The following is a 16,942-nucleotide window of genomic DNA, read 5'->3' as shown; positions in this document are numbered from 1 at the left end:
TGATAGCTACTTGCTGGCTTCAGGCCGGCGCAGGCCCGACCCACAGGTCCAGCGGCGGGTCGGCGGCGACAGCGCGCAGGATGTCGGTGCGCGAGATGAAGCCCTGCAGCGTGCCCTGCTCGTCGGTCACGGGCAGGCCCGGCAGCCCCGTTTGCAAAAGCACCTGGGCCACGCGGCGCAGCGAGGTGTCGGGGGCCACCGTGGGCACCGGGCTCACCATCACCTCGCTGACTGGGCGGCGCGCGAGCGCGATGGCCTTTTGCACGTTTTGCACGTTTTGCACGTCGCCCGCCGCGGGCAACAGTTGCTCGGGTGCGAGGTCGGCGCGCAGCAACAGACCAACGACGCGGCCCTGCGCGTCGACCACGGGCGCCTGCGCCACTTGGCGCTCGGCCAGCATCTGCCAGGCATCGTTGGCGCGCTCGTCGGGGTGCACGCTGATCGCGTGGGGCGTCATCACGTCGCGCACCTGCGTGAGCGGGCGGCGCTCGGCCGGGGTGGGTTGTTCGGTCTGCACGTAGGCGCGCACGGCCTCTTGCCAGCGCGGGGGCGTGCTGGCCGCGGGCACAGGCTTGGGCGGGGGCGCGGCATGCAGCGGCACGCCATCGGCGCGGCGCACGGCTTGCGGGCGTTGCACCGCCTGCACGGGCAGGACTTGGCCGATCCCTTGCGCGCCGCCGCGATAGACCTGCCCCATGGGGCCGAAGACGAAGAAGGTGTCTGCCATCGACGTTTCCTTGTTAATCCCAGACGTTCATTAGGGTGCGGGACGGCGGCACGGCAGTTTGGTCGCGGTCGCGACACCCGTCATTGCGAGCCCCGCAGGGGCGCGGCAATTCAGTCCCGGCCTTGCCAAGAGGCACAGGCGCTGACCCCAAGGCCCCATGGATTGCCACGGGCCTGGCGGTCCTCGCAATGACGGGGCATACAACGCGCACACCGGGAACTTCCGCCCAGTGAAAATCTGGGTTCAACCCAGATTGTCCATTAGGACGCGGGATGATGGCGAGGCGACTGGAGCGGCAGTTTGGCCGCGGGCGAGAAGTCCATGGCACCGGCCATGGACGCCGAGGCAGCGGCCAAAATGACCGTCAGACGTCCGCCAGCGCCTGCGTAGGTGCGCAGCACCGCCCAATGAACAATATGGGTTTAACCGGACAGTAGTGGTGTCGGGTATAGAATCAAAAACTGTTGGTGCTCGCGATGCTGTTCAGGCATCGCAGTTCAACGGGAAGCAGGAGGGCGAGTCCCACACGGACGAACCTAACCTGCGCTGCCCCCGCAACGGTAAGCAGACGGGTGGTCCAAGGCATTGCCAAGGCCCCCATTTCTCAAAATTTCGCCACTGGGTCACACCGGGAAGGCTTTGAGAAACGTTCTGTCAGCCCGGATACCGGCCAACAAGGAGGCTGCGCCCCAAGCGCAGCCGCATTACCCAAACACCGTCGGGGAAGGCGGTGAGGGGTCTTCGCCGGTGTTCTCATGTCGTCCCTTCGCATTGCTTTGCGAGTCTGTGCCAGCGCCTGCGCGTGCGCTCGCCGGGGGCTGTCCGTTCGCCGACGGAACCTGTCCTCACCTCTCCCTTGGGTCTTTGCCGACTTTTTAACCGCGTTGTGTCCAACGCATCCAACCCAAGGAGTCACTTCATGCACATCGAACCAGGTCTGGTGGACGGGGCCAAGCTCGCCCTGAGCTACACCACGGCGGCCGCCTGCATCGGCTACACGGCCAAGCTGTCGGCCGACACGATCAGAAAGGACGGCGCACACGCCCTGCTGTTGCGGGCCCTGCTCGCCACGGCGCTGGTGTTCTGCTTTTTCGAGGTGCTGCCGCACCACCCGGTGGGCGTGTCCGAGGTGCACCTGATCCTGGGCACCACGCTGATGCTGCTGTTCGGCGCGGCACCCGCGGCCATCGGGCTGGCGGGTGGGTTGCTGATCCAGGGCCTGTTCTTTGCACCCTTCGACCTGCCGCAGTACGGTATGAACGTGACCACGCTGCTGGTGCCGCTGTTCGCCACCGCGGCGCTGGCTCGCCGCGTGATTCCCGACCAGATGGCCTATGTGGATCTGCGCTACGGCCAGGCCCTGAAGCTGTCGCTGGCCTACCAGGGCGGCATCGTGCTGTGGGTGGGTTTCTGGGCGCTCTACGGGCGTGGCCTGGGCGCCGAGAACCTGGTGAGCATCGGCAGCTTCGGCGCCGCCTACATGAGCGTGGTGCTGGCCGAGCCGCTGATCGATCTGGCCGTGCTCGCACTGGCCAAGACGCTGCGTGGCCTGCAGGGCAGCGCGGTGGTGGATCGCCGTCTGCACCAGGCCGCCTGACCGGGGGCACACCATGGGCCTCGGAACGGTCTGGTTTGTGGGGGCGGGTCCGGGCGACCCGGACCTGGTCACGGTCAAGGGGCGCGACCTGATCGCGCACGCCGGGGCCATCCTGTTCGCCGGTTCGCTGGTGAACGAGGCGGCCACCCGCTGGGCACCGCCGGGTTGCCTGATCGCGGACAGCAAGGACATGACGCTGGAGCAGATGTCGGCCTGGCTGATCGCAAACGCGGCGCGCTGCGACACCGTGGTGCGCCTGCAAACCGGCGACCCGGCCCTCTACGGCACGCTCATCGAACTGGTGCAGCCGCTGGACGCCGCGGGCGTGCCGGTGGCGGTGGTGCCGGGCGTGTCTTCGGCCATGGCCTCGGCGGCGGCGGCGGTCGAGAGTTTCACCTTGCCCGAGGTCACGCAGACCACCATCTTCACGCGGGTGGAAGGCCGCACGCCCATGCCCGACGGCGAGGACCTCGCCGCGCTGGCGGCGCACCGCACGACCTTGTGCATCTTTCTGTCCATCACGCTGCTGCACAAGGTGGAAGCCGGCCTGCGCGCCGCCGGCTGGTCCGACGACGCGCCGGTGCTCGTGGTGCACAAGGCCAGCTGGCCCGGCGAAGAGCGCATCGTGCGCGGCACGCTGGCCACCATCAAACAACAGTGCCGCGACGCTGGCATCGTCAGCCAGGCCATGGTGATCGCCAGCCCCACGCTGGGCGCGCGCCACTGGCCCGAGCTGACCCGGTCCCGGCTCTACGACCCGGGCTTCACACACCGCTTCAGGAAAGCCACGACATGAATCACACCACGATCCTGCTGGTGGGCCACGGCTCGCGCGAGGACACCGGCAACCAGGAAATCCGCGTCTTCGTCGACCAGTGGCGCGCGCGCCAGCCGGCCTGGCGCATCGAGGTCTGCTTCATCGAATTTGCCGCGCCCTCGCTGCACGATGGCCTGCTGGCCGCGGCGCGGTCGTCGCGCCGCGTGCTGGTGCTGCCACTGATCCTGAATGCCGCCGGTCACGCCAAGATGGAGATTCCCGAGGCCATCGAGCACGCCCGCGAGCACGCACCCGGCGTCGAGTTCCTCTACGGCCCGCACCTGGGCGCCTGCGACCCCATCCTCGCCATCCTCCAGCGCCGCCTGCGCCAGGCCATGGCCGAGCTGGACATGCCCGACCCCACCACCACCGGCGTGGTGCTGCTGGGCCGGGGCTCGTCTGACCGCGGCGCCAACGGCGACATGGCACGGATGGCGCGCTGGCTGCAGGAGGAAAGCGACCACGAACTGGTGGACCTGGCCTTCACCGGCATCACCTTTCCGCGGCTCGAACGCGTGGTTCAGCGCCAGGTGCTGATCGGTCTGCGCCAGGTGGTGGTGCTGCCCTACTACCTCTACACCGGCACGCTGATGCAGCGCATCCACCGCCAGGTCGCCCACCTGCGGGTGCAGTACCCGCAGGTGCGCTTTGCCTGTGGCACGCACTTCGGTTTCGAGAAGGAGATCTTCGAGCTGGTGGAGCAGCGCGTGCACGACCTGCTGGCCGGTGTGCCCGACAGCCGGCTGCCCTGCGACGGCTGCAGCTACCGCGCGATCGCCCACGACCTGGGGCACGGCCATTCGCACGAACACACGCACGCCCCGGTGCATGTGCACGCCCACGCGCCCGCCCATGTGCACGAGGGCGCCGCGGCATGAGCACGGTCAACACCGTCACCGAGCAGCTCACCGCCGCCGGCCAGGCCATCGAGCACGACAGTTTCGCCATCATCGACGCCGAGGCCGGCCCGCACGGCTACAGCGAAGACCAATGGCCGATCGTGCGCCGCATGATCCACGCCAACGCCGACTTCGAGTTCAACGGCCTGACCGACTTCCACCCCGACGCGGTGCGTGCGGGCGTGGCCGCGATGCTGCGCGGCGGCACCCCCGTGGTGGCCGATGTGGAGATGATCTGCTCGGGCCTGTCGCGGCCGCGCCTGGCGCACTTCGGCATGGCCACGCACCAGTTCATCAGCGACGCCGACGTGATTGCGCAGGCGCAGGCACAGAACACCACCCGCGCCGTGCAGGCCATGCGCAAGGCACACCGCCTGGGCCTGCTGCAGGGCGCCGTCGTCGGCATCGGCAACGCGCCCACCGCGCTGATCGAACTCGTGCGGCTGATCGTGGAGGACGGCGTGCGCCCGGCCCTGGTGGTCGGCATGCCGGTGGGCTTCGTGTCGGCCGCGGAGTCGAAAGACCTGATGGCGCAGATCGCCGACGTGCCCTGGATCGTCATCCGCGGTCGCAAGGGCGGCTCCACCCTGGTGGTCGCCGCCCTGCACGCGCTGCTGGCGCTGGCCGAGGCGCAGCAACGCGCCGAGGGCGCCTGAATGGAAAGCACCATCCCGCGCGGCACCCGCACCGGCTTCACCACCGGCGCCTGCGCGGCCGCGGCCGCCCGGGCCGCCGCGCAGGGACTGGAAACCGGTGCGGTGCCCGACGCCATGGAGAGCCTGCTGCCCAACGGCCAGCGCGTGCGTTTTGCCGTGCACGACGGGCGCTGCGATGCGCACAGCGCCCACGCCATGGTGGTGAAGTTCGCGGGCGACGACCCGGACTGCACCGACGGCGCCCACCTCACGGTGGACCTGCGGCTGCTGCCCGGCCAAGCGGGCGAGATCAGCTTCGTGGCCGGCGACGGCGTGGGCACGGTGACGCTGCCCGGCCTGGGGCTGGCGGTGGGCGGACCGGCGATCAACCCGGTGCCGCGCCAGAACATCGCCGACAACCTGCACGAGGCCGCGCCGCGGCTGCTCGCGCAGCACGGGCTGGAAGTCACGGTGAGCGTGCCCGGCGGCCAGGAGATGGCGAAGAAGACCACCAACGCGCGGCTGGGCATCCTGGGCGGCATCAGCATCCTGGGCACCACCGGCATCGTCAAACCCTATTCCACCGCCGCCTGGCGGGCCAGCGTGGTGCAGGGCATCCAGGTGGCGGCCACACTGGACCACGGCGTGGTGGCGCTGACCACCGGCGGCCGCACCGAGACCTTCGCCATGCAGACGCTGCGTGCGGAACGCCCTGGCCTGCCCGCCGCCTGCTTCGTGCAGATGGGCGACTTCCTGCGCTACGCGCTCGACGAGGTGGTGGCCCAGGGCCTGCCCGAGGTGGTGCTGGGCGTGATGGTGGGCAAGCTGACCAAGATCGCCCAGGGCGAGACCATCACCCACGCCAACCGCAACATGGTGGACACCGACCTGGTGGCCGAGATCGCCCGCCAGATCGGCGCCACGGCCGAGGACTGCGCCGCCATCGCCGCCGCCGAAACCGCGCGCTTCGGCGCCGAGCTGATGGTCGAGCGCGGACTGGGCCCGGCCTTTCACGAAGCGCTGGCGCAGCGCGCCATCGACACCCTGACCGCCCCCGAACGCTACGGCCACGCCTTCGCGCTGCGCGTGCTGGTGTGCGACTTCAGCGGCAAGCTGGTGGCCGATGTGCGCTCGGCGCCCGCCGAGGCACGGCCCCGCCCCGCCACCGCCGGCCGCACCGGCATCGGCCACACCCACCACACCGACTTCGACACCGAATGAACGACCTGCCCTCCCACGATCCCAACCGCTGCCGCGTGATCGGCGTGCTCGACGACGGCGTGGCCAGCCTCGGCGCCACCGCACTGGCCCACCTGCGCGCGGCCGACGTGGTGATCGGCGGCGCGCGCACGCTGGCGCTGTTCCGGCACACGTTCAAGGCCGGCGCCGTCACCCACGACCTGACCGGCCAGCTGAAGGCGGTTCCCGGCTGGGTGCGCGCCGCGCGCGAGGCCCACCAGGCCTGCGTGGTGCTGGCCACCGGCGACCCGCTGTGCCACGGCATCGCACCCTACCTTGCCCAGCACCTGTGCCTGGACGCGCTGGAGATCCTGCCCAACCTCTCGACCCTGCAACTGGCCTGTGCCCGCGTGGGCCTGGCCTGGCAGGACGCGCGCATCGTCTCCGTGCACGCCGCCGATGCCGGCGAGTGGCAGCGCGGCGCCCCGCCCACGCACGGCCTGTACGCGCTGGCCCAGGCCCTGCGCGCCGAGCAGCGCCTGCTGCTGCTGACCAGCCCGGCGAACAGCCCGGACCGCATCGCCCGCCTGCTGCTGGCCGAAGGCCTGGGCAGCGACTTCCACATGGCCGTGGCCGAACACCTGCTGCAGCCCGACGAGCGGGTGCATGCGCAACTCAGCCCGGCGGAGGCGGCCCGCATGCGCTTTGCCGAACCGAACGTGGTGCTGCTGTGGCGCACCCGGCCGCGGCCGCAGCCGGTGCGCTTCGGCCTGGCCGATAGCGCCTTCGAGCAGCGCCAGCCCGAGAAGGGCCTGATCACCAAGCAGGAGGTGCGCGCCGTCAGCCTGGCGCGGCTGCAGTTGCGCGCCGACAGCGTGGTCTGGGACATCGGCGCCGGCAGCGGCTCGGTGGGGCTGGAGGCCGCCCGCCTGTGCCCGCAGGGCCATGTGTTCGCCATCGAGAAGAACGAGGCCGACCACGCCATCGCCCGGCGCAACCACGCGGCCTTCGGTGTCAGCAACTACAGCCTCCACCTGGGCAAGGCGCCCGACGGCCTGGACACCTGGCCCGACCCCGACGCGGTGTTCATCGGCGGCTCCGGCGGCGAGCTGGCCGGTCTGATCGCGCAGGTGTTGCGGCGCCTGCGGCCGCAGGGCCGGCTGGTGATGAACTTCGTGACGCTGGAGAACCTGGCCACCGCCACCCAGGCCCTGCAGCAGCTGAACGCCGACTGGGACGTGCTGCAGCTGCAGGCCGCGCGCAGCCGCCCCATCCTGCACATGCACCGCATGGCCGCCGAGAACCCGGTGTGGCTGGTGTGCGCCGGCGTGGGCCCCATGGGCCACGGCGAACACGGGCCGGTGGTGGCGGCGGAGGAGGCGGCGCATGGCTGACGCCACGCCTTCCACTGCCCCCCGCATGGGCGCCCTGCACGGCATCTCGCTCGGCCCGGGCGACCCCGGCCTGATCACCCGCGCTGCCTGGGCCGCGCTGGAGCGCCGCGACGCCATCTGGGTCTACCCGGTGCGCAGCGGCAAGACGCCCAGCTATGCGCTGGACATCGTGCAGCGCGCCGGGCTGCCGCTGCCCGAGACCCACACGCCGCTGCTGTTTCCCATGACCCACGACGGCGAGAAGCTGGCGCGCGCCTGGCTGAAGGCCGCGCAGACCGTGCTGCCCTGGCTGCAGGCCGGGCGCGACGTGCTGTTCCTGGTCGAGGGCGACGCCTCCACCTACGCCACCTTCGGCCACCTCGCGCGCACCCTGCGCGGGCTGGACGAGCGGCTGCCGGTGCGCACCATCGCCGGAGTCAATTCGTTCACCGCGGCCTGTGCCGATGTGGGCGAACCGTTCGCCGAGCAGGACGACACCGTGGCCATCGTGCCGGCGGCCTACGGCGTGGGCGCGGTCGACCGGCTGCTGCCCGACTTCGACACCCTGGTGCTGATGAAGATCAAGCCGCTGATCGAGGACCTGCTGGACTGGCTGGAGGCGCGCGACCTGCTGGCCGGCGCGCACTTCGTCGAACGCGTTGGCGCGCTGGACGAGCGGCACCTCTCGGGCCCCGCGCTGCTCGCGCTGCGCGGCACCAAGGTCAGCTACCTCTCGCTGCTGATCGTGAAGAACCCCCGCCGCGTGCGCGGCGAGCGCATCAAGGGCTGCCTGAAAAAGAGCGGTCCGCCACCACTGGAGACCGCCCCATGAACCCGGACATCACCAACGCACCTCCCCGCGTCTGCCTGGTCGCCATCACCAAGCACGGCGTTGCCCAGGCGGCCACGCTGGCGCGGCAGTTGCCGCAGGCGTCGCTCTGTGTCACGGCCAAGTTCACCGACGCCACCCAGGGCCTGTCCAACCCGGTGCAGGCCTACGAGGGTGCGTTCAAGGACCAGATCGGGTCGCTCTTCCAGGCCTTCGACCAGATCGTGTTCTTCGTCTCGCTGGGCGCCGTGGTGCGCCTGATCGCGTCGCACCTGAAGAGCAAGGACGAGGACCCCGGCGTGCTGGTGGTGGATGACGCCGGCCAGTTCGTCATTCCCGTGCTCTCGGGCCACGTGGGCGGCGCCAACGCCATGGCCGAGACCGTGGCCGCGCTGCTGGGCGCCACGGCGGTGCTCACCACCGCGTCGGACGTGGGCAAGACCATCCCGGTCGACATCCTGGGCCGTGAGCTGGGCTGGCAGGTTGAGGCGCCCAAACTCAACATCACCCGCGTCTCGGCCGCGGTGGTCAACGAGGAACCGGTGGCCGTGGTGCAGGAGGCCGGCAGCCCGCACTGGTGGACCCGCCCCACCCCGCTGCCACCGAACATCCACCGCCACACGCGCCTGGAGGATGTGGATCTGGCCCGCTACCGCGCGGTGCTGTGGATCACCCACCGCCCGGTGGACGACACGCTCTGGCAGACGCTGCACGAGCGGCTGGTGGTGTACCGCCCGCCGCTGCCGGCCGGCAACGACGCCACCACCGAGGCCGCGGCATGAAAGTGGCCCTGGGCATCGGCTGCGACCGCGGCACGCCGCTGGCCACGCTGGCGCGCGCGGTCGACGAAGCCCTGGCCGTGGCCGGCCTTCAACGCGGACAGGTGACTGGCGTGGGCAGCATCACGCTCAAGGCCGACGAGCCCGGTCTGCTGGCGCTGGCGGCGCAGGCCGGCTGGCCGCTGCACTTCTACCCCGCGACCCAGCTGGCCGAGGTCGCGGTGCCGAACCCGTCCGAAACCGTGCGCCGCCACACCGGCACCCCTTCGGTCTCCGAAGCCGCCGCCTTGCTGGCTGCGGGCACCACCGAGGCCTCCGCCCTGTGCGTCGAGAAGCACCGGCTGCGCGGCAACGATGGGCGCCATGCCACCGTGTCCGTGGCGCGCGTGATGCCCCGAACGGCCATCCCGCCTTGCGTCGCCAACACCGACCCCAACCGCCGCTTCACGGTCGCCGAGCGCGAGGCGGTGCAGTCGCTGATGCAGGTGCGGCGCGACATGCGCCACTTCAGCGCCGGCACGCAAATCGCCGACGACGTCAGGGCGCGCCTGCAATCGGCGCTGCTCGCCGCGCCGTCGGTGGGGCTGATGCAGCCCCTGCGGGTGCTGCGCATCACCGCCCCGGCGTTGCGCGACCGGCTGGCCGCCGCCGTGGACGAGGAACGGATGCGCACCGCCCAGGCCATGGGGTCGCGCGCGGCCGAGTTCCTGGCGCTGAAGGTGGAAGGGGTGCGCGAGTGTGCCGAACTGTGGGCACTGGTGCTGGCGCCAGACGACGGTACGCTGTTCGGCCGCCGCACGCTGGCGAGCGAAATGGCGTGGTGCTCGGCGGGCGCCGCCGTGCAGAACCTCTGGCTGGCCGCGCGCGCCGAACACCTGGGTCTCGGATGGGTGTCGCTGTTCGAACCCGGCGACCTGCACACGCTGCTGGCGCTGCCCGCGGGCGCCGTGCCGCTGGGCCTGCTGTGCATCGGTCCGGTGGATCGCTTCTACGACACACCCCTGCTCATCCAGCAACAGTGGCGCCAGGCGCGTCCGGTGCCGGCCTTGTTCACCGAGAACACCTGGGCCCCGTCCTGGAACACCGACACCAGCGCCACCACCGAACAACCGCTGCATGGCTGACCGCGGCCTTGCCATTGAACCCCCGCCCGTCCCAAGGAACGACATGACCACCGACACCCCCGTCACCACCCCGCACAACGCGTGCACCACCGGCCGCATCAGCCTGGTGGGCATCGGCCCCGGCCACACCGACCACATGACCGCCCGCGCGCGCGCCGCCATCGCCGAGGCCGACGTGGTGGTGGGCTATGTCACCTACATCAAGCTGGTGGCCGACCTGCTGGACGGCAAGGAAGTCGTGCGCAAGGGCATGACCGAAGAGCTGGACCGCGCCGTGCACGCGCTGGCCGCGGCCCGCGCCGGCAAGAAGGTGGCCCTGATCTCGTCGGGCGACGCCGGCGTCTACGGCATGGCCGGCCCGACCTACGAGGTACTGTTTCAGGCCGGCTGGACGCCGGAGGACGACGTGGCTGTGGAGATCGTGCCCGGCGCGTCGGCTATCAACGCCTGCGCGGCCCTGGTCGGCGCACCCCTGACGCACGACTTCTGTTCCATCTCGCTGTCCGACCTGCTCACGCCCTGGCCGGTGATCGCGCGGCGCCTGGACGCGGCGGCCGCGGCCGACTTCGTGGTGGCGCTCTATAACCCCAAGAGCGGGCGCCGCACGCGCCAGATCGTGGAGGCGCAGCGCCTGTTCCTGCGGCACCGCCGGGCGGACACGCCGGTGGCGGTCGTCAAGAGCGCCTACCGGCGCCGCCAGCACATCGTCCACACCACGCTGGACCAGATGGCCGAACAGGAGATCGGCATGCTCAGCACCGTGCTGATCGGCAACAGCAGCACCCTCCTGCGCGCGGGGCTGATGGTCACCCCACGCGGCTACGCCCACAAGTACGATGCGGACCAGGACTTCCAGACCCGCGAAGGCGAGAAGGCCGGCCGCTCGCTCTCCAGCGGACTGCTGGGCTGGATCGAGGGGCTGCGGGCCGACCATGCGGCCGGCGCGGACCTGGCCGAACTCGCCGACCGCCACCGCCTGCCCGCCGGCTACATCGAACAGGTGCTGGCGGCACCCGACGCGCACGAACCGGCCGACGCCGCAACCGAGGAAACCGAGCAATGAGCAACACGGAGAAACCCCGCATCGGCGACTACCGCCGTCACCTGCTGGTGTGCACCGGCGCACGCTGCACGCAGGACGGCGCATCGCAGGCGCTGTTCGACAGCCTGGGCGAGAAGTTCAAGGCCGCCGGGCTGAACGAAGGCGCGCTGCGCGTCAAGCGCAGCCGCGTGAGCTGCTTTGCCGCCTGCAAGGGCGGCCCCATCCTCTGCGTGCAGCCCGACGGCACCTGGTACCACGGCGTGACACCCGAGCACATGGACCGCATCATCGAGCAGCACCTGGTGGGCGGACGGGTGGTCGCCGATCTGGTGTTTCACCAGGGACCGGGAGTCATCGATGGTGAGTGAGGCACCAGCCGCGGGCTCTGTCTGCATCGTTGGCGCCGGGCCGGGAGCGGCTGACCTGATGACGCTGCGCGCGCTGAACCGGCTGGAATAAGCCCAGGTGGTGGTGCACGACCGGCTGATCGCCGAGGATGTGCTGGCGCTGATCCTTGCCACCGCCCGGCGCGTGTACGTGGGCAAGGTGCTGGGCAACCACGCCGTCCCCCAGGAAGATATCCATGCCCTGCTGGTGGAGCATGCCCGCCAGGGCCTGCGCGTCGTCCGTCTCAAGGGCGGCGACCCCTATGTGTTCGGTCGCGGTGGTGAAGAAGTGCTCGCGCTACAGGCGGCCGGCATCGCGTTCGAGGTGGTGCCCGGTGTGACAGCAGCCAGCGGCTGCTCGGCCGCCACGGGCATTCCGCTGACGCACCGCCACCTTGCCGCGCCAGCCGCCAGCCGCCAGCCGCCCGCCGGCGCCCGCGTAGGTGCGCAGCACCGCCTCATGGACAATTTGGGTTCAATCGCTGTCGTCGAACACCAGCTCGGGCGCGGCCAGGACGCGCGCAAGCACCGAGAGTTCGGGCACGAGCCGCTGGCTGAAGTAGCTGAAGGGCGTGTCGGGTTCGAGCGCCGCGCTGACGAGCGGCGCGAGTGATTGGCTGAGCGGTACGTAGTAGCTGCCCACGGGCGCGTCGATCACGCTGCGGCGCAGGCGCACTGCGATGGGCGGCACGGCGGCTGGGCCGGTCAGGCTGGTGGTGCCGGCTGCTGCGGCCTTGGCGCCGCTCTTCTCGGGCGTGGCCGGGTCGGCACCATTGTCGGCGGACAGTTCCGGCGCATAGGTTTCGGCCAGCAGCGTCCCCGGCTCGGCCACGCGCAGCACTTCGACGCCGAGCAGGCGCAGGCGTTCGACGGCGCGCTCGGCGCTGGCTGCGAGCCAGTAGCCGCAAGGGCGCGCGCGCTTTTGCAGCGGGCGTAGCGCGAGCGCCGAGGGGGCATCGACCTTGAACTTTTTTTCGGCGCCGCTGCGTGCATCGAGCAGCACCAGCTCCTGCTGCGCGGGCGTGGGTTCCGCCATCAGCACGAGTTCGCCGCGGCAGTTTTGCGCGCGCGTTTCGCGCACCACGAACGAATGCACCTGTTCGAGCTCGGCGGCGCGCTCGGCCGTGCTTTGCAAGGCGCTGTTGACGGCCGTCACGATGGTGTGCACGCGCCGCTGCAGGTGCGCGCGCCCGAGGTCGCTGCCGCGCGCGGCTACCTGCAGACTCACGGTATTTTTCAGCCCTTGCACGTTGCGCCCTTCCTCTGGCAGCGTGCTGCCGGTGCGTATGCTGCGGTCTTCGGGCTGCGTAGAAGTTTCGTAATACCAGGAGCTAGTGAGGCCCTGCGCGCGCAGGGCCTGCGTGATCGGCTCGTAATACCACTGCTGCGCCGCCTTGGCGAGAAAGGGCGGGTAGTTGGCCGTGGTGGTGTAGCTCAGCAGCGCGTCGTAGCGTGCAATGCCATCGAATTTTTGCTGCAGTGCAAGGGCAGGGTATTCGCGCGCGTCGAGCACGAGCAGCGGCCGGTAGTCGCGCACCAGGCGTGCGAGCGCCTGCGCCTCGGGGGTGGCAAGGCTCAGGTGGTCGCGTTCCAAGTCCGTGCCCTGCGCGGTGCCTGGCTGGCCCAGCGCCGCACCGTCGGGGTTGGCGCGCGGTACCACGATCACGTGCAGGCGCGCGAGCAGCGGCTCGAGCAGGCCTTGCGCGAGTTCGCGCGCCACCACGAGCATAGCCTCGGCGCCCGCGGGCTCGTCGCCGTGCTGCTGCGCAAGCAAGAGCACCGTGGGGCGGCCGCTCGCGTCCAGGCTCGCAATGTCCGTGTCCTTGGCTTGCGTGAGCAGCAGTCCCAGCAGGGGCTCGCCCTGTTGCGACAGCCCCAGGTTCAGCAGCTTGCTGCGCGTGCGGCCATGCGGCGGCGCAGCGGCGAGCTTTTGCAACCAGAGGGCGAGTTCGGCATTGCTCGTAAAGCTCTGCCGGCCAGGCGCGAGCCCCGGTGGGTCGTAGCGCGTGCCCGGATCGGGGAACCAGGCTGCGACGGCGCTGCCGTAGGGCAGGGCGGGGCTGTCAGAAGTGGTGGTGGATGCGGTGGAAGCGGCGGCAGAAGCAGGGCCTTGCGCTGGTGTGCTCGCCTCGAGCGCGGACGGCGGCACCGGCGTCACACGCACCTGGCTTGCGCTGCGTTGGCCCAGCGGCGCGGGCACGGTCTTGCTGCGTGCGCTGGCTGCGGGTGGCGTCAGTACCTCCGAAGCGGCCGCTTGGCCGCTTTGTGAAGCCTGTTCTGGCCATGGCGGCAAAGGCGTGCTGCCGCAGGCGGCCAGCAAAAAGGCCGTGCACGCGCACAAAAGCGCACCCAAGCCGGGGCGCAGCGCTTCGGCCCGGCGAGGGCGGCAGGACGCAGCCCCGCGCATGGGCATGGAGCGCCGGGGTTGTCGTGCGGGCGGTGCAGAGCATGGGTGCATGGCAGTGGGCGGCGGCAGGCCGCGGTCGTTATATTCGGCTGCATTATGTATTTGACAGAATTCGCCCAAACCTCAGCGCCGCTGGACATCACCGGCACCGCGTATTTCCGTGACGCGCTGCGCACCGCTGCCGACCTCGGCGGCACGCCGCAGCCGCCATTTGCCTGCGTCTCGCGCAACCTGCTGGTGCAGGGGCTGCGCCTGCACATGACCGATTGGGGTGCGGGCGCGCCAGACCGCCCGGCGCTGGTGCTGCTGCACGGCGGCGCGGTCACGGGGCGCACCTGGGGGCCTTTTTGTGCCTTGCTCGCGCACAAATACCGGCTCATCGCGGTGGACATGCGCGGCCACGGCGACAGCGAATGGCCGCGCGACGCGCACGCCACGCACAACACCATGGCCGAGGACGTGCGCCAGATCATTACTCAGCTACAGCTCGAGCGCCCCGTGGTGGTCGGGCATTCGGTGGGCGGCATGCTCCTCATGCGCTTGATGGTGCACACGCCCGAACTGCTGCGCGGCGCGGTGCTCGTCGATGTGGGGCCCGAAGTGGCCTACCCCGGCTGGGAGCCGAAAAAGGAAGTCCACGAGACCGTGCGGCTCTATGAAAGCGTGGACGAGTACGTGCGCCGCCAGGCACCGCGCATGAAGCGCAGCGAGGAGCACATGCGGCGCAATGCGCGGCACGAACTCATGCAGCGCGAAGACGGCCTGTACCAGCTCAAGTTCGACCCGCGCCACCCCATGGGCGGGCTGGACGGGCGCTTCATGCCCGGCATGCCCGACCTCGAGGCGCTGCGCAGGGTCACGCTGCCGACGCTGGTCGCGCGCGGGGCACAGAGCTGGTTTTTGCTGCAGGACGCCGCCGAGCGCCTGGCCCAAACGCTGCCGCGCGGCGAGCTCGCCGTGATCCCCGATTGCGAGCACATGGTCTATACCGACAACCCCGCCGCACTCGCGCAGGCCGTTGATCGTTTTGTTGCTGCTCTGTGATCGCGACAGGTCCGCGGGCAGGCTGCGATTGCTTTGTTTTTAATAGCTGCTAGCGCTTGTCAATAAAGCGCTAGCAGCCTGTCGGACTTTGGGCGTCGATAGCGAGAATGGGCCCCAGCGAGGCCAGTTTTTGCCGGATTCGCCGCCCCATAGCGGGACTATGGGGCAAGAAGACGGTAAAAAATGGGCCGCTGCGGCGCATTCGCAGCCGATGATTCCAAAGTCCGACAGGCTGCTAGAAGCCGATTTCGTTAGAAATTTATCAACGCCCCGAAAACCCGCGCATGCCTTGGCCGCGCGGTTTGCCGCCGCGGCCATCGCGCCGCGCCATGGTGTCCACGCTGGTGCGCATGGGGTCGGGCTGGCCTGAGCCTTTGCCCGCACCTGCGGGGCGCAGGCTGTGCCCCATTTGCGTGCCCAGGTGCGCGTCATCGCTGCGGGGTTGGGAGTCGTCATGGCGAGGGCCACCACCTTGGCGCGCGCCGCCGTCCTGGCGCGGGCGCGCCGGGCCGCGGTTGCCATTGCCGTTGGCAGACCTTTGTTCGGTGCGCGGACGCTGGTTGGGCCCCTGGCCGCTGCCTTGCGGCTTGGCGTTGCGTGGGCGTGGCTGCGCCTGGCCATCGCCGGCATCCTGGGCTGCGCCGGTTTGCGCGCCGCGCCCCGCACCGCGGGCACCTTGGGCACCTTTGGCGCCCTTGTTGGTGCGCATGCGCTCCATCATCTCGCTGCGCGCAGCTTTGGCAGCCGCCTGCATCACGTCGCGGCTGGGCGGCTTGCCCGCGCCACCCCAGAGGGTCTGGCGGCCCATGGCGATCGGCTCGGCTTTTTCGCCGGGCTCGGGGCCCAAACCTTCGAGCACCTGCACGGGGATTTCCTGGCGCGTGAAGCGCTCGATCTCCATCATGAAGCCTTCTTCGTCTAGGCACACCAGACTCACGGCCTCGCCGCTCGCGCCTGCGCGGCCCGTGCGGCCGATGCGGTGCACGTAGTCTTCGGGCACGTTCGGGATGTCGTAATTGACGACGTGCGGCAGCTCGTCGATGTCTATGCCGCGCGCGGCGATGTCGGTGGCCACGAGCGCGCGCAGCGCACCGCTCTTGAAGTCCGCGAGCGCCTGGGTGCGTGCGCTCTGGCTCTTGTTGCCATGCAGCGCCATGGCCTTGACGCCGTGCTGGTTGAGGAAGTCGGCCACGTGGTTGGCGCCGAACTTGGTGCGCGTGAACACCAGCACCTGGCTCCACTGGTGCTGTTCGATGATGTGCAGCAGCGCCTGTTTTTTCTTCGCGCGGCCCACGGGGTGGATCACCTGCGTGATGCGCTGCACCGTGGTGTTGCTCGGCGTGACCTGGATGTGCTGCGGCTCGCGCAGCAGGCCGTTGGCGAGTTCGCGGATTTCATCGCTGAAAGTGGCGGAAAACAACAGGCTCTGCTTGTGCTTGGGCAGCAGCGCGAGCACCTTTTTCACGTCGTGGATGAAGCCCATGTCGAGCATGCGGTCGGCCTCGTCGAGCACCAGCACCTGCACCTGCGAGAGGTCCAGAAAGCCCTGCTCCTGCAGGTCGAGCAGACGCCCGGGCGTGGCGACCAGGATATCGACGCCGCGCTGCAGACGCTCGATCTGCGGGTTCATGCCCACGCCGCCGAACACCACGGTGGACTTGAGGTCGAGGTATTTGCCATAGGTGCGCACGGACTCTTCGACTTGCGCGGCGAGCTCGCGCGTGGGCGTCAGCACTAGCGCGCGTATGGCCTTGGCGCCGGATTTGCCTTTGGCAGCCGGCTCTTGCGCGAGGCGGTGCAGTATGGGCAGCGTGAAAGCGGCCGTCTTGCCGGTGCCCGTTTGTGCGCCGGCGAGCAGATCATGGCCCGCGAGCACGGCAGGGATGGCCTGCGTCTGGATCGGGGTGGGGGTTTCGTAGCCTTGCTCGCGCACGGCCTGCAGGATGGCCGGAGCCAGCTGGAGTTCTTCAAATTGCATGGATCGATGTGCGCCCGTCCTGGGCGCTGGGTACCGGTGCGCCGCGACAGCCTTGATTTGCTGTCGCGCCAGTTGCAGACCGGCGGGGTTTATGGAGAGAAATTTGCCCTCAGATAGGGCAGACAT

15 protein-coding genes, 1 pseudogene and 1 riboswitch are annotated in these 16,942 nt (G+C 70.0%); of the genes and pseudogenes, 13 read left to right on the top strand and 3 right to left on the bottom strand.

Annotation, left to right across the window (positions count from 1 at the left end; translation table 11 throughout):
- Positions 1 to 19: 19 nt before the first annotated feature.
- The gene (locus tag FK527_RS12690) at positions 20 to 727 is read right to left on the bottom strand and encodes a CBS domain-containing protein (protein WP_144734480.1); all 708 of its coding nucleotides are present in this window, start codon (positions 725 to 727) and stop codon (positions 20 to 22) included.
- A gap of 448 nt (positions 728 to 1,175) precedes the next feature.
- A riboswitch (cobalamin riboswitch) is annotated at positions 1,176 to 1,416 on the top strand.
- Positions 1,417 to 1,646: 230 nt separating this feature from the next.
- Here FK527_RS12690 and FK527_RS12685 point away from each other — a divergent pair.
- The 12 genes and pseudogenes from FK527_RS12685 to FK527_RS17590 all read left to right on the top strand — a co-directional run.
- The gene (locus FK527_RS12685) at positions 1,647 to 2,324 is read left to right on the top strand and encodes an energy-coupling factor ABC transporter permease (protein ID WP_144734477.1); all 678 of its coding nucleotides are present in this window, start codon (positions 1,647 to 1,649) and stop codon (positions 2,322 to 2,324) included.
- 13 nt (positions 2,325 to 2,337) lie between these two features.
- Positions 2,338 to 3,120, top strand: coding sequence for a precorrin-4 C(11)-methyltransferase (gene cobM, locus FK527_RS12680; protein WP_144734474.1), 783 nt, complete (start codon positions 2,338 to 2,340; stop codon positions 3,118 to 3,120).
- Positions 3,117 to 4,019, top strand: coding sequence for a sirohydrochlorin chelatase (locus FK527_RS12675; protein WP_144734471.1), 903 nt, complete (start codon positions 3,117 to 3,119; stop codon positions 4,017 to 4,019). Before cobM ends, FK527_RS12675 begins: the two co-directional genes overlap by 4 nt.
- On the top strand, positions 4,016 to 4,696 hold the full coding sequence (locus FK527_RS12670; RefSeq protein WP_144734468.1) for a precorrin-8X methylmutase: 681 nt from the start codon (positions 4,016 to 4,018) through the stop codon (positions 4,694 to 4,696). Before FK527_RS12675 ends, FK527_RS12670 begins: the two co-directional genes overlap by 4 nt.
- Positions 4,697 to 5,896: a cobalt-precorrin-5B (C(1))-methyltransferase gene (locus FK527_RS12665; protein WP_144734465.1), complete on the top strand. Its 1,200-nt coding sequence runs from the start codon at positions 4,697 to 4,699 to the stop codon at positions 5,894 to 5,896.
- Positions 5,893 to 7,248, top strand: coding sequence for a precorrin-6y C5,15-methyltransferase (decarboxylating) subunit CbiE (gene cbiE / locus FK527_RS12660; protein ID WP_144734462.1), 1,356 nt, complete (start codon positions 5,893 to 5,895; stop codon positions 7,246 to 7,248). Before FK527_RS12665 ends, cbiE begins: the two co-directional genes overlap by 4 nt.
- The gene (gene cobI, locus FK527_RS12655; protein ID WP_144734459.1) at positions 7,241 to 8,059 is read left to right on the top strand and encodes a precorrin-2 C(20)-methyltransferase; all 819 of its coding nucleotides are present in this window, start codon (positions 7,241 to 7,243) and stop codon (positions 8,057 to 8,059) included. Before cbiE ends, cobI begins: the two co-directional genes overlap by 8 nt.
- Positions 8,056 to 8,838: a cobalamin biosynthesis central domain-containing protein gene (locus FK527_RS12650; protein WP_186298437.1), complete on the top strand. Its 783-nt coding sequence runs from the start codon at positions 8,056 to 8,058 to the stop codon at positions 8,836 to 8,838. Before cobI ends, FK527_RS12650 begins: the two co-directional genes overlap by 4 nt.
- Positions 8,835 to 9,959, top strand: a complete 1,125-nt coding sequence (gene bluB / locus FK527_RS12645; RefSeq protein WP_144734456.1) for a 5,6-dimethylbenzimidazole synthase — start codon at positions 8,835 to 8,837, stop codon at positions 9,957 to 9,959. Before FK527_RS12650 ends, bluB begins: the two co-directional genes overlap by 4 nt.
- Before the next feature lie 43 nt (positions 9,960 to 10,002).
- Positions 10,003 to 11,022, top strand: coding sequence for a precorrin-3B C(17)-methyltransferase (gene cobJ, locus FK527_RS12640; protein ID WP_144734453.1), 1,020 nt, complete (start codon positions 10,003 to 10,005; stop codon positions 11,020 to 11,022).
- A complete protein-coding gene (locus tag FK527_RS12635; protein ID WP_144734450.1) occupies positions 11,019 to 11,369 on the top strand; it encodes a (2Fe-2S) ferredoxin domain-containing protein in 351 nt (116 codons plus the stop codon). Before cobJ ends, FK527_RS12635 begins: the two co-directional genes overlap by 4 nt.
- A gap of 97 nt (positions 11,370 to 11,466) precedes the next feature.
- A pseudogene (locus tag FK527_RS17590) lies at positions 11,467 to 11,820 on the top strand (SAM-dependent methyltransferase); the annotation flags it as partial.
- A gap of 42 nt (positions 11,821 to 11,862) precedes the next feature.
- On the opposite strand, the gene FK527_RS12625 reads toward FK527_RS17590, so the two are convergent.
- A complete protein-coding gene (locus tag FK527_RS12625; RefSeq protein WP_246072792.1) occupies positions 11,863 to 13,800 on the bottom strand; it encodes a M14 family metallopeptidase in 1,938 nt (645 codons plus the stop codon).
- Between the two features lie 96 nt (positions 13,801 to 13,896).
- On the opposite strand from FK527_RS12625, the gene FK527_RS12620 reads away from it, so the two are divergent.
- A complete protein-coding gene (locus FK527_RS12620) occupies positions 13,897 to 14,838 on the top strand; it encodes an alpha/beta fold hydrolase (protein ID WP_186298436.1) in 942 nt (313 codons plus the stop codon).
- Positions 14,839 to 15,100: 262 nt separating this feature from the next.
- Here FK527_RS12620 and FK527_RS12615 read toward each other — a convergent pair whose 3' ends face one another.
- A complete protein-coding gene (locus tag FK527_RS12615; protein WP_144734444.1) occupies positions 15,101 to 16,816 on the bottom strand; it encodes a DEAD/DEAH box helicase in 1,716 nt (571 codons plus the stop codon).
- Between the last annotated feature and the right edge of the window lie 126 nt (positions 16,817 to 16,942).

This window comes from Extensimonas perlucida, from assembly GCF_007655255.1.
In the GTDB taxonomy this organism is placed as follows: Bacteria; Pseudomonadota; Gammaproteobacteria; order Burkholderiales; family Burkholderiaceae_C; genus Extensimonas; species Extensimonas perlucida.
Note: the sequence above shows the minus strand (reverse complement) of the source record. Positions and strands in the feature narration are given on the sequence as shown.

Bases quoted from the DNA above. Each gene is read 5' to 3' on its own strand.
- FK527_RS12690 (WP_144734480.1), bottom strand. From the start codon at position 727: ATGGCAGACACCTTCTTCGTCTTCGGCCCCATGGGGCAGGTCTATCGC.
- FK527_RS12685 (WP_144734477.1), top strand. From the start codon at position 1,647: ATGCACATCGAACCAGGTCTGGTGGACGGGGCCAAGCTCGCCCTGAGC.
- cobM (WP_144734474.1), top strand. From the start codon at position 2,338: ATGGGCCTCGGAACGGTCTGGTTTGTGGGGGCGGGTCCGGGCGACCCG.
- FK527_RS12675 (WP_144734471.1), top strand. From the start codon at position 3,117: ATGAATCACACCACGATCCTGCTGGTGGGCCACGGCTCGCGCGAGGAC.
- FK527_RS12670 (WP_144734468.1), top strand. From the start codon at position 4,016: ATGAGCACGGTCAACACCGTCACCGAGCAGCTCACCGCCGCCGGCCAG.
- FK527_RS12665 (WP_144734465.1), top strand. From the start codon at position 4,697: ATGGAAAGCACCATCCCGCGCGGCACCCGCACCGGCTTCACCACCGGC.
- cbiE (WP_144734462.1), top strand. From the start codon at position 5,893: ATGAACGACCTGCCCTCCCACGATCCCAACCGCTGCCGCGTGATCGGC.
- cobI (WP_144734459.1), top strand. From the start codon at position 7,241: ATGGCTGACGCCACGCCTTCCACTGCCCCCCGCATGGGCGCCCTGCAC.
- FK527_RS12650 (WP_186298437.1), top strand. From the start codon at position 8,056: ATGAACCCGGACATCACCAACGCACCTCCCCGCGTCTGCCTGGTCGCC.
- bluB (WP_144734456.1), top strand. From the start codon at position 8,835: ATGAAAGTGGCCCTGGGCATCGGCTGCGACCGCGGCACGCCGCTGGCC.
- cobJ (WP_144734453.1), top strand. From the start codon at position 10,003: ATGACCACCGACACCCCCGTCACCACCCCGCACAACGCGTGCACCACC.
- FK527_RS12635 (WP_144734450.1), top strand. From the start codon at position 11,019: ATGAGCAACACGGAGAAACCCCGCATCGGCGACTACCGCCGTCACCTG.
- FK527_RS12625 (WP_246072792.1), bottom strand. From the start codon at position 13,800: ATGCCCATGCGCGGGGCTGCGTCCTGCCGCCCTCGCCGGGCCGAAGCG.
- FK527_RS12615 (WP_144734444.1), bottom strand. From the start codon at position 16,816: ATGCAATTTGAAGAACTCCAGCTGGCTCCGGCCATCCTGCAGGCCGTG.